The organism is Ignavibacteriales bacterium (genome assembly GCA_016709155.1).
In the GTDB taxonomy this organism is placed as follows: Bacteria; Bacteroidota; Ignavibacteria; order Ignavibacteriales; family Ignavibacteriaceae; genus JADJEI01.
In genome coordinates, this window is the sequence record JADJEI010000012.1 from 24,042 (window position 1) to 35,350 (window position 11,309).

The 11,309-nt window shown below is 35.1% G+C and carries 8 protein-coding genes and 2 pseudogenes; 8 read left to right on the plus strand and 2 right to left on the minus strand.

Translation table 11 applies throughout. The annotated features are described in order from the left end of the window. Positions 1 to 21: 21 nt before the first annotated feature. The 8 genes and pseudogenes from IPH11_13080 to IPH11_13115 all read left to right on the plus strand — a co-directional run bounded on the left by IPH11_13080 (position 22) and on the right by IPH11_13115 (position 10,403). Positions 22 to 822 (plus strand): hypothetical protein, encoded by an 801-nt coding sequence (locus tag IPH11_13080; GenBank protein MBK6914526.1) that lies wholly within the window; start codon positions 22 to 24, stop codon positions 820 to 822. A gap of 83 nt (positions 823 to 905) precedes the next feature. Further along, positions 906 to 2,801 carry a hypothetical protein gene (locus IPH11_13085; GenBank protein ID MBK6914527.1) on the plus strand — a complete coding sequence of 632 codons (1,896 nt, stop codon included), beginning with the start codon at positions 906 to 908 and terminating at the stop codon, positions 2,799 to 2,801. 35 nt (positions 2,802 to 2,836) lie between these two features. Then, positions 2,837 to 3,823, plus strand: a complete 987-nt coding sequence (locus IPH11_13090) for a PorV/PorQ family protein (protein MBK6914528.1) — start codon at positions 2,837 to 2,839, stop codon at positions 3,821 to 3,823. Positions 3,824 to 3,834: 11 nt separating this feature from the next. Beyond that, positions 3,835 to 5,922 carry a Type 1 glutamine amidotransferase-like domain-containing protein gene (locus IPH11_13095; protein MBK6914529.1) on the plus strand — a complete coding sequence of 696 codons (2,088 nt, stop codon included), beginning with the start codon at positions 3,835 to 3,837 and terminating at the stop codon, positions 5,920 to 5,922. Next, the gene (locus tag IPH11_13100) at positions 5,919 to 7,382 is read left to right on the plus strand and encodes a hypothetical protein (protein ID MBK6914530.1); all 1,464 of its coding nucleotides are present in this window, start codon (positions 5,919 to 5,921) and stop codon (positions 7,380 to 7,382) included. The genes IPH11_13095 and IPH11_13100 overlap by 4 nt, the downstream gene beginning before the upstream one ends. A gap of 234 nt (positions 7,383 to 7,616) precedes the next feature. Next, positions 7,617 to 8,757: pseudogene (locus IPH11_13105) on the plus strand (saccharopine dehydrogenase family protein). 122 nt (positions 8,758 to 8,879) lie between these two features. Continuing rightward, entirely contained in the window at positions 8,880 to 9,983 is a 1,104-nt protein-coding gene (gene menC / locus IPH11_13110) for an o-succinylbenzoate synthase (GenBank protein ID MBK6914531.1), read from the plus strand. A 210-nt stretch (positions 9,984 to 10,193) separates the two neighbouring features. Then, positions 10,194 to 10,403, plus strand: coding sequence for a hypothetical protein (locus tag IPH11_13115; GenBank protein ID MBK6914532.1), 210 nt, complete (start codon positions 10,194 to 10,196; stop codon positions 10,401 to 10,403). 47 nt (positions 10,404 to 10,450) lie between these two features. Here the strand turns inward: IPH11_13115 and IPH11_13120 are convergent, their stop codons facing one another. Together IPH11_13120 and IPH11_13125 are read right to left on the minus strand one after the other, a co-directional pair. Further along, positions 10,451 to 10,684, minus strand: coding sequence for a hypothetical protein (locus tag IPH11_13120; GenBank protein MBK6914533.1), 234 nt, complete (start codon positions 10,682 to 10,684; stop codon positions 10,451 to 10,453). Positions 10,685 to 10,987: 303 nt separating this feature from the next. Then, positions 10,988 to 11,260 (minus strand): annotated as a pseudogene (locus IPH11_13125) (BrxA/BrxB family bacilliredoxin). Positions 11,261 to 11,309: the final 49 nt, after the last annotated feature.

Below are 11,309 nucleotides of genomic sequence, written 5' to 3' on the forward strand. Positions count from 1 at the left end.
ACAAGAAAAGTTGAGAAGAAAATGAAAAGTAATTTTATAGTTTTTTGTTTGTGTATTTTCATCACACTCCCTTTGGCTGCTCAGGATGGAATGAAGGAATTTGAAAAAGAAAAAAACTCTTTCGATGTTGAAAAAATTTTAAGAATTGAAGACCGCGCTGGCGGAACTCATAATGCGAGTAATATTGGATTATTCTTTGAGAACCGAGGTAAACTTTATCCAAGAAGAATTACACAAGGACCATCCGGCGAATTTCCAATCAACAGCGGTAATCATTATATCTATAGGTTGAATCCTTTTGTTGGAATTCCCGGCAACGTAATTCAAGGCAGATACACAACTAACGAAGAGTGGGAAGCAGCTTACGGCTATCAAAACCCCGACCTTGCTCAAATTGCTTTTAGTGATAACCCCGCTACCTGGGATCCAAACCGCGGCTGGCCCATTAATGATTCAAACGGCGATCCTTTATTTTTTTCTGATCAGGATAGTTACTGTGCCTATAACGACAGTAATAACACTGTGAAAATTCTTGGACTGCAGATTAATCAGATTGGCTATGCCTATGGTGTTAGTTTTGCGAGCAATCTACTTTTCTATAAATACGAAATCGTTAATAACAGTTCAAACATTTATGACAGCCTCTACTTTTCTAATTATGTTGATTTGGATTTAGGAAATATCAGCGGTGGTACTCCTGAATATGAGGATGATAAACTCGGCTTCGACAAGGGAAAAAACTTTGTTTATTTCTACGATTCAGATTCTTACTCACCCGAGTGGCCCGATGGAAATGTTGGTATGATGGGTGTAGCTTTTTAAAAACTCCTGAGGTAAACGGAGATCAATTAGGTTTAACAGATTTTCACTATAACATTTATAATGATGACAGAGACATTGATACTGTGCAGTATGGTATAATGAGCAGTGCCTCCACCTTATTCAACTCAAGCTTTGGAGGAGATTATTTTCATCTTGGTGCAAATCCCGATCTTCATTTTGATGATACAACTACGATTCCCTCTGGAGGATTAGATATTCTTGCTAATATAAGTTCCGGTCCTTATGAAATTCATCCCGGTGATACGCTTGTTTTTTATACTGTAATTGTCGCCGGTGAAACTAAAGACGGGCTTTTCCAAAGTCTGGATGAGGCTTATAAAATTTTGGATTTCAATTTCGAAATTGCCAAAGCGCCGTCAACACCCACCCTTACTGCCGTGTCTGGAAATAATTCGGTAAATCTTTATTGGGATGATGAGGCAGAAAATTCATTGGATAATTTTTCAGGTGAATATGATTTTGAAGGCTATCGTGTTTACAGAAGTGTTGACAAAGGAATCACCTGGACATTGCTCGCTGACTTCGATTTAATCAATGATATAGGTTTAGATCGTGGTTTGCAGTACAGCTATACGGATATTGGAGTTGTAAATGGAATTGAGTATTGGTATTCAGTAACAGCTTATGACAGAGGAGGGGATGCTCTGGAAAGCCTTGAAAGTTCCAAAGGCTCTAATGCTGATGCAAAAAATCTTGAAATAGTTATTCCAGTCTCCACCGCACTTGGACGCACTCCTGTTTCATCTGAAGACGTGATCCATTCAACTGGAGGATTATCAAACTATGTGCTTGATGTACTTCCAGCCGATTTAGAATCGCTCGCAGAAAATAACTATGATATTGGTTTTAGCTTTATCTCGAAAACAGAAAAAGGAAAGCTTAAAACTCAATTAACTTATGAAGTAGTTGATTCTTCAAGATCGTTGTCGCATCGGTATGGAATAGCTTTTAAAATTAACGGGATTTTCGATATTGTTGATCTGACTACCGGTGATGTGTTGAGAGAAGATATCAATTACACACCGAGAGCATTTCCAGGCGCGCTTTATTCTTCAAATGGTAGTATAATCCCTGGTATTGAAATACACATCTATGATCCGAATCCTTCAGCTCCGATTGACTCACTTCCCGCAGCAGGTGATTTGTTGACACTAAACTTTGCTGTAAACACAGTAAAAAATTCATCTGATTCTGTAATAGCAAACAGACCATTTATGCTTGATAAAATTCAGGCAACAACTGATGGAGTAGCATTCACTTTAACCAAACCGGAAATAATTCAGAATGTTTCAAGGATCGGGGGAGTAGATGATTTTAATATTGAGTTTAGTGTCTCTGACGAAAGTTTGGTTGAAAATGCCTTATATATTATTTCAGTTGAAGGCAGCGGGTATGATTCAGAAGGCAGCGGAATAATTTCATTATCAATTAAAACAGATTCTGTAATTGCTGAATTTGATTCACTTACAAATTTAGATTCATTTGAATTTAATGGGATATCAGGAAGTCTTGAATTTCCTAATGATGATCCTCCATCGCCCGGGAATATTTTTTCGGTTGAAACAATTGTACCCGTTGAGCCAAATATTCTTGATGGTTATTTGTTCAAGATAAAGGGGGCTGTTATCAATAGTGAAACAGTTTCGCAGGATATTAATAAAATCAGAGTTGTTCCAAATCCGTACGTGGTTTCTTCATTATTCGAACCTGAATTTGGAGAGCTGCGCCGAGAACCATTAAGGCAAATCCAATTTGTAAATCTACCGTCCGAATGCACAATCCATATTTTTTCCGTCAATGCTGATCTTGTTAAAACGCTTTATCATAATTCAACAAACGGAACTGAAACGTGGGATTTAAGGAGTGAAAGCGGAAGAGAAATAGCTCCGGGAGTTTACATTTATGTTGTTAAAAGTTCCGACGCAGAATTTATGGAACGATTTGCTGTTATAAAATAATTTTTTGGCTCCAAACTATTCAAGGAGAAATTTTAATGAAGAAAATAATTTTAATGATTTGCTTTCCTTTACTTGTATTCGCTCAAAATGCTAATCTTGGAACTTCCGGGGCACAGTTCCTTCAGATCCCTCTCGGCGCTCGTGCTAGCGCAATGGGTGGGGCAATAATTGGACTTACAGATGACGCTTCGTCGGTATTCTGGAATCCTGCAGGCATCTCAAATGTAAAGTCTATTGATGCGCATTTTTCCTATGCAAATTGGTTCAACCTGTTTGATCTTAATGCTGCTGCAATCGCCTTTAATGCTGGTGATGCTGGTGTCTTTGCTGCTCAGATGATTCTCTTCTCTACTGGTAAAATGGAAATCACTACAGTGGAAGAACCAAATGGAACAGGAAGATTTTTTGATGCACAGGATATTGCTTTAGGAATTTCTTATTCCAGATTATTGACTGATCGTTTTGCCGTTGGTGTATCTGCAAAATATATCTATCAAAGAATATGGAATGAAGTTGCCGATGGTTTGGCCTTTGATATTGGAACTCAATACAAATTGGATTTTCAAAATTTAACTATTGCGATGAGCATGCAAAACTTCGGCAGTGATTTGCAATTCGATGGACCAGACCTTGACATTACGACAACTCAAAATGAAAATTTCCCGGGCAGCAGATTGACTCCGGGAAAATTGAAAACCGAGACTTACCCACTCCCTCTTAATTTTCAGGTTGGAATAGGGTTCGATATTTATCAGACTGATTTTATAAAAATCAGAGGTGATATTGATGCAGTCCATCCGAATGATAATAAAGAGCGGCTGCATTTTGGTACCGAGTTTTCTTTCTTTGATCGCTTCGCTTTAAGGGGCGGCTATCGTTATAATTATGACGATGAAGATTTTACTTTCGGCGCCGGTGTAAATATTCCGTTCTCCGGCTCATTGGTTTATTTTGATTATGCTTATTCACTTTATGATATTTTGCCCAGTGTTCATCGTGTTTCACTTAATCTGAGTTTTTAGTAATGCTAAAATTGAGCAAAATATTTTTTGCTTTTGTTATTGCGGTTAATATTAGCATCAATGCTCAAGGCTACATTTGTGCAATAGGGGGGGGCAGCGAGGATTATAACGATTGGAGTGATGAGCCGTATAGCTGGATTGTTCAGAAATCCGACAGCGGAAAAATAATTATCATTGATGTTGAAGACGCAACAAGCTGGCTTCCAACATATTTTATGTCATTCGGTGCCGATACTGCTTATAACAAAACTATTGCTACAACTTTTGTTGCAAATCTTCAATCAACTTATGATGAGCTTATAACAGCGAAAGCAATTTTCATACGTGGTGGTGATCAGTGGGATTATATCAGCACATGGAAAGGAACATTAGTTGATTTGGCAATCCAATTTGTTTTTAATAGTGGCGGTGTGATTGCAGGGACTAGTGCAGGTGCTGCAGTTCTTGGTGATGTTGATTTCAGTGCAAAGAATGGAACTGTTTATCCTGATGAAGCTCTGGGAAATCCATTTAATACTTATATGCAGTTTGAGGAAAATTTTTTAAATCTAATTCCAAATGTATTATTTGATACTCATTTTATTGAACGAGGCAGACACGGAAGATTAATAGCGATGCTTTATAACAGATATTTTCATTCAACCATAGATTTAATTGGAGCAGGAATAGATGATAGAACTGCAATTTGTATTTCTCCCGATGGAATTGGCGAAGTTATGGGAAGCGGTGCAGTTTCAATTTTTTATAAAGATGATTTAACTAATTATTCAGAATTGAGGAGTGGTTATACAATTGAAAATCTAAAATCTGATTTTTTAACTAATGGTTGGAAATATGATTTTATAAACAATGAAATTTCATTTATTCCGCCTTCAGCAAAAGATGTAGATACAACTCGTAGCTGGGAATATCCTTTGACAGATTTTGTTCTTACAGGAACCAATGATATTCAGGCGCTGGTAGATGCCAGTCATCTTTATTATTTTTTTAATGAAGAAAATAGCAGCAATATTGTGATTATATCACATCCTGGATTTGCCAACTCTCTTACACCACTTACAGATTTTTTAGTCTCCAACAGTTATAATTTTTCTGTACTGAATTTGACTTCATCGAATCTGAACGATGCTGCAGAAGCGGATAAAATTAATTCTGCCAGTTGCTTTTTATTTGCCGGAGACTCCTTAAATGTCCTTTCATATTTAAACCAAAGCGGTAATCTTGTTCCTGATGCTTTTCAGAATGCGGTTAATAAAAAAATTCCAATTTTCTTTTTTGGTAATTCAGGTAAAATTGCTGGTGAAAAATTTATTGGGAATACTGATACTGATTTGTATGCCGGTTACAGAGGAAAGATGACTATCAACGAAGGATTAAATATTTTTGGAGAAATGATTTTTCAGCCACAAATATTTGAGAGTTCTGACTACTACGAAAACAGAATGAACGCTGTATTATGGGGAATGATGAGAAATAGGAAACGTATTGGAATTTATCTAAACACAGATGAGTATGAAAGATTAAACATATCTGCAAAAGAAAAATCAATGAGCGGCGAATACTCTTACTTTCCATATATAATTGTTGATGCAAGACATACTACCAAAGTGGATTCATCAACTTATCGAGCTAGCGGAAGTATTGGACCACGGCAGGTTGTTGCAATGAATAATGTAAGATTTTCTATTACTGATTATCATATAAATTATTTATTTGAGCAAGGAAGATTTGATAAATTAACTGAAGTTCAAGATAATTTTACAGCGACTTCACCGAGTGAATTTATTTTATATCAGAACTATCCAAATCCATTTAACCCAACAACAAAAATAAGATTCAGTATTCCCGATGTCATCCTGAGCTTGTCGAAGGATGACGGAAACGAAGTCACTCTTCGACAGGCTCAGCGTGACAATTGGGTAACATTAAAAGTTTACGACATTTTAGGTAGAGAAATTGCAACTCTTGTTAACTATAAAATGCAACCCGGCACTTATGAAATTGAATTTGATGGTTCGCATCTTTCAAGCGGCGTTTATTTTTACAAATTAACAACGCCAGAATTTTCAGAAACAAAATCAATGGTACTATTAAAATGACAAAAATAATTTTCTTTGTTTTTATTCTCACAGCTGTGAATATGTTTTCGCAAAGCATTTTAACTCCTTTGCAAAAGTCTGATTATAAAAAGATCACATCTCATGCTGATCTTTCACAATACATTAAAGAAGTTGATGAAAAATCTAACTTGATTAAAAGTGAAGTGATAACTAAATCTGTTGAAGGCAGAGAATTATTTGCAGTTTATTTTTCAAAAGATGGCTTTGGTAAAGATGAATCAAAGATAAAAGTATTAATATTTGCTCAACAGCACGGTAACGAACAATCAGGAAAAGAAGGTGCATTGCTGTTGATAAAAGAACTATTGAAACCTGAAAACCAATACTTATTTGATAAAATTGATTTTGTACTTGTTCCGCAAATGAATCCTGATGCCTCTGAGAAAAATCAGAGACGAAATGGAAATAACATGGATTTGAATCGTAATCATTTAATTCTTACGGAACCAGAAACAATCGGACTTCATAAGTTATTTAATAAATATTTGTTTGAAGTAACAATGGATGTTCATGAGTACGCACCATATGGTGATGAATATAGAGAATATGGTTATCGGCACAATGATGATGAAGAACTCGGTGTTAATACGAATATTAATATTGATGAAAAAATCAGAACAATGCAAAAGAAAGTTTATTTGCCTTACATTGAAAAATATTTTAAAGATAGAAACTTTTCATATTTTGAATATAGTCCCGGAGGACCACCGGAACTTGACTACATTAGACACAGTACATTTGATATAAATGACGGAAGACAAAGTTTAGGAATTCAAAATACTTTTTCCTTCATTCAGGAAGGATTGAATGGTAAAGATGTTTATGTTGATAACATTAAACATCGCGCTGAAGGACAAATGACCGGAATGCTTGGATTACTGGAGTTTGCATATAATCATAAAGATGAAATTAAAAACTTAGTAAAAACCGAAAGAGAAAAATTAATTAGTAATAAGGTATCCGATAAAGTTGCTATTCAGCTTGATCATTTTGCTGATGGAAGTAAACTTGAACTTCCTTTGCTTTCATATTATTCGAATAAAGATACCGTAGTAACAGTAAGTGATTATCGCCCAATTGTAAAATCAATTTATGATGTTGTGAGACCAAAAGGATATTTAGTTCCAAAAAGTCTAAAAGAAATTGTTGATTGGGCTGATAGACATGAATTAAATTATTCTGATTATAAAAAATCGGATGATGATAAGATAGAACAATACTTTATTAGCGGAATTGACTCAATGGATTTTGAAAGAGATATAATTGTTAATCCAAGTGTTGAAGTTGATCCGATCAAAAATGATTTGTGTGAAACTGATTACATTTTTATTCCGGTAAATCAAATAAGAAATAACATGATAGTGATTGCACTCGAACCAAAATCAGAACTAGGTTTAGTTACGTATAAACAGTTTGAACATCTTCTAAAAGAAAGGTGAAAAATTTCCTATACTTAGATTGGTGAAATAGTTTTATGAAAGTCATTGCGAGTGAGTCTTCTGCCATAGGCATGGCAATCTGAAATAGTAAAATTATGAATTCATTACAAAAAAATATCAGTAATCATTCTGTTAATTTTATGAATCGCTTTAGCGGTTTATAAGAGTTCTTCATCTATTTAATTCACACAACAGGAATTGTTGTAAGTAAAAACAAAATTTATGGAGAATAAAATGAATGTACTTGTTTTAGGCTGCGGTCTTGTAGGTCGCCCAATGGCTCTTGATCTTGCTAATGAAAAATCATTTAATGTAACAGTTGCAGATATCAGCAAAAAAAATCTTGATAGAATTCCAACTAATCTTCCAATCACTAAACTTCAAAAGAACATTTCTAACCCAAACGAATTAACATCGTTATTAAAAAATTGTGATATTGTTTTAAATGCTGTTCCCGGATTTATGGGATTTAATACTCTCAAAGAAATTATCAAAGCAAAAAAAAATGTTGTAGATATTGCCTTCTTTCCTGAGAACCCGTTTGAACTTGATGAGCTTGCAAAACAAAATAATGTAACCGCAGTTGTTGATTGTGGCGTTGCACCTGGAATGAGCAATCTACTTGCCGGTTATGTTAATTCGATTTTAGATAAGATAGAAACTGTTTTAATCTATGTCGGAGGCTTGCCTGTTGTTCGGGGAATTTCCTTATGAATACAAAGCCGGATTTTCACCAATTGATGTGATAGAAGAGTACACGCGTCCCGCACGATATATTGAAAATGGTAAACTTGTTATTCGCCCTGCATTATCTGATCCTGAGTTTATTAACTTTTCTGAAGTTGGGACACTTGAAGCATTTAATAGTGATGGATTGCGGACACTTGCTGAAACTATTAACGCTCCAAATATGAAAGAAAAGACACTTCGTTATCCGGGTCACATTGAAAAAATGCGTGTGTTGAGGGAGTCCGGATTTTTTAGTCAAGATGAAATTGAAATTAACGGAGTTAAAATTAAACCTATCGATTTCACATCAAAGTTATTGTTTCCAATGTGGGAGCTTAAAGAGGGTGATGAAGAATTTACTGTGATGAAAATAATTGTTGAGGGTGAAAAGGATAAAAAGAAAATCCGTTACACTTATAATTTATTAGATCATCACAACAAGAAAACAAATATTCACTCAATGGCAAGAACAACGGGTTATACAGCTACAACGATGGTTCGGCTATTGGCAAAAGGAATGTTCGATCAAAAAGGAATTTGTCCGCCTGAGTATATCGGGCAAAAACCTGAATGCGTTGATTTTGTTTTAAACGGACTTAAAGAACGTGGGGTTATTTATCATCAAGTTATAGAAGAATTGAAATAAGAAAAATATTTTATAACCAGATGTCATCCGAGTGGCAATGCCATCGAAGGATGACGATTATTTTATATTCACAATCACATTTCGACAAGCTCAATGTGACAATTATTCCTAATGGGATCAAAATGAAAATTGAAAAAATTGAACTTCGCCACACTAAAATGGAATTAGTTTCTCCATTCACAACTTCAATGGGAACTGAATACGACGAGGAACATATTATTGTTCGCGTTGATGGTGAGGGCTTTACAGGCTGGGGCGAAAGTGTTGCTGAAGGAACCCCGTTTTACTCTTACGAAACAGTAACAACAGCGTGGCACATCTTGCAGGATTTTTTAATTCCATCAATTCTTGGCAAAGATATTTCTGGTATCGATAGCGCGATTGCATCTTATGAAAAAGTGCGCGGACATATGATGGCAAAAGCAGGACTTGAAGCAGCATTGTGGGATTTGTTTGCTAAATCAAAAAATATTTCGCTTTCAAAAATGATGGGCGGAACAAGAGATAAAATTGATGTTGGTGTTAGTATTGGTATTCAATCATCTGTGCCGGATCTGATAAAAAAAATTGAAGGTTATCTTGCTGAAGGTTATAAAAGAATAAAGATTAAAATTGCTCCCGGAAATGATATTCAATTTGTTAAAGCAGTAAGAAAAGAATTTCCAAATATCCTATTTCAGGTTGATGCTAACTCTGCTTATGAATTAAAGCATATTGATTTGTTTAAGCAGATGGATGATTTGAATTTGTTATTGATTGAACAGCCGCTTGGTTATGAAGATATATATGATCATTCAAAACTTCAGAAAGATCTTAAAACACCAATTTGTCTTGATGAAAGCATTCACTCGCTTGATGATACTCGTGCTGCTATAGAATTAGATAGCTGTAGAGTTATAAATATAAAACCAGGTCGTGTTGGCGGATTTACAGAATCAAAACTTATACACGATTACTGTGCATCTAAAAATATTCCTGTTTGGTGCGGTGGAATGTTAGAAAGCGGAATTGGACGTGCTGGAAATGTTGCGCTTGCTTCACTTCCAAACTTTACTTTACCCGGAGATATTTCTGCAAGCAAACGTTATTACAAAGAAGATATTGTTGAACCAGAATTTCTTGTTAATAAAGATGGCACAATGGATGTTCCTACCAAACCTGGTATTGGTGTTGAAGTGAATATGAAAATGCTGGAGAAGGTTACGGTTAAGAAAAAAGTTTATTAAATTACTTATTGTTAGATAATTGAAAAATTCCATATAATTAAAAAGTGGTTATTAGTTATATCTCAAAGGTAATAAAAATGAGAATCTTTGGTTTAGTTATTATATTATTTTCTTTAGCCTAATAAACTCTTGTTCAGATCGTGAAAAAAATTCCTAATGAATTTCCTACTTCAAGTCTATATATTACCGAGGCTAATTGGGAATTTAATAATGATAATATTCAGACATTTAAAAGATTTTGGATTACTTTCAAAATTTATCACAAAAAAGATATTAGATATATCAAAATTTAGATTGACAATTAAGGTCAAAGATGGATTAGATAGAGAGGTATTTAGGAGAACAATGGAGAAAAAAATGAAAAGTTTTTCTAATGATATTGTAAGATATGAGATAGAAGAATTAAGAGATTTTATATAGGTGTAAATGTGTCGGTAAGGGAAATTTTGTTTGGGATGCAGAGGTTTCTAGAAGTCAAAAGAATAATCATTGCGAGTTTTTCTTATCTTTATTTGATTCTCATTATCTAACTCTTCGCTTAGGTTTGTAACAAACAATTCAACCTGCTGTTCATTACCAAGCAAATCCTGCAAAGTAATTTTACATAACAAACCATCAAGCATTGTTTGTACTGTTTTCCAGAGTGAGCGGATTGAACAATCGATTGAGTTCGTACAAATGTTATTAACTCCAGCGTGCAAATCACAAAACCTGATTCATAAAGTTTTCCGCCGAGAGCAGCTAATACATCACCAACAAAATTTCATTTAGCAGAGCGCGCAAGTTTGTATCCACCCGTTTGTCCGCGAGAACTCAACAAAATCCGGCAAGACGTACGCACGCAAAATCTTTCCAACATTTGCTTCAGAAAGTTTTCTGTTCCACTCAGTTCGGGAATAGTCAGCCCTTTATCGGAATCCTTTTTCGATTCTAAGTAATAATCTTAAAACCATATTCTTCTTGTGTGCTAAATTTCAAAAATAAATTAACTCACCATTCTTAAATCATGCAACGCTTGGAGATGAAGGCGGAAATCCTTTTACATGCTGTCTTATGCGTTCAACTGCATCACGTTCTTGTCCTGCAAATCCCGTATAAAGTTTATCGGGAATTATATTGTTCTGCAATGCAAGAGAAACTCCTGGTCGTGCACTGCCAGCAGCGCATCCGCAAACTGAGTTAATCATAACCAAAACAGTTTTATCATCTTTTAAATTTATTGCTTCATCAACCTGCTCGGGTGTAAGCAATTCGTTGAAACCAACTGCGATTAATCGTCCCGCATCAGGTTTACTGCGTCCTGATCATACATTGGCGGACGCGAAA

Excerpts from the sequence above, each read along its gene's own strand:
- IPH11_13080 (MBK6914526.1), top strand. The coding sequence starts at position 22 with ATGAAAAGTAATTTTATAGTTTTTTGTTTGTGTATTTTCATCACACTC.
- IPH11_13090 (MBK6914528.1), top strand. The coding sequence starts at position 2,837 with ATGAAGAAAATAATTTTAATGATTTGCTTTCCTTTACTTGTATTCGCT.
- IPH11_13100 (MBK6914530.1), top strand. The coding sequence starts at position 5,919 with ATGACAAAAATAATTTTCTTTGTTTTTATTCTCACAGCTGTGAATATG.
- menC (MBK6914531.1), top strand. The coding sequence starts at position 8,880 with ATGAAAATTGAAAAAATTGAACTTCGCCACACTAAAATGGAATTAGTT.
- IPH11_13115 (MBK6914532.1), top strand. The coding sequence starts at position 10,194 with ATGATAATATTCAGACATTTAAAAGATTTTGGATTACTTTCAAAATTT.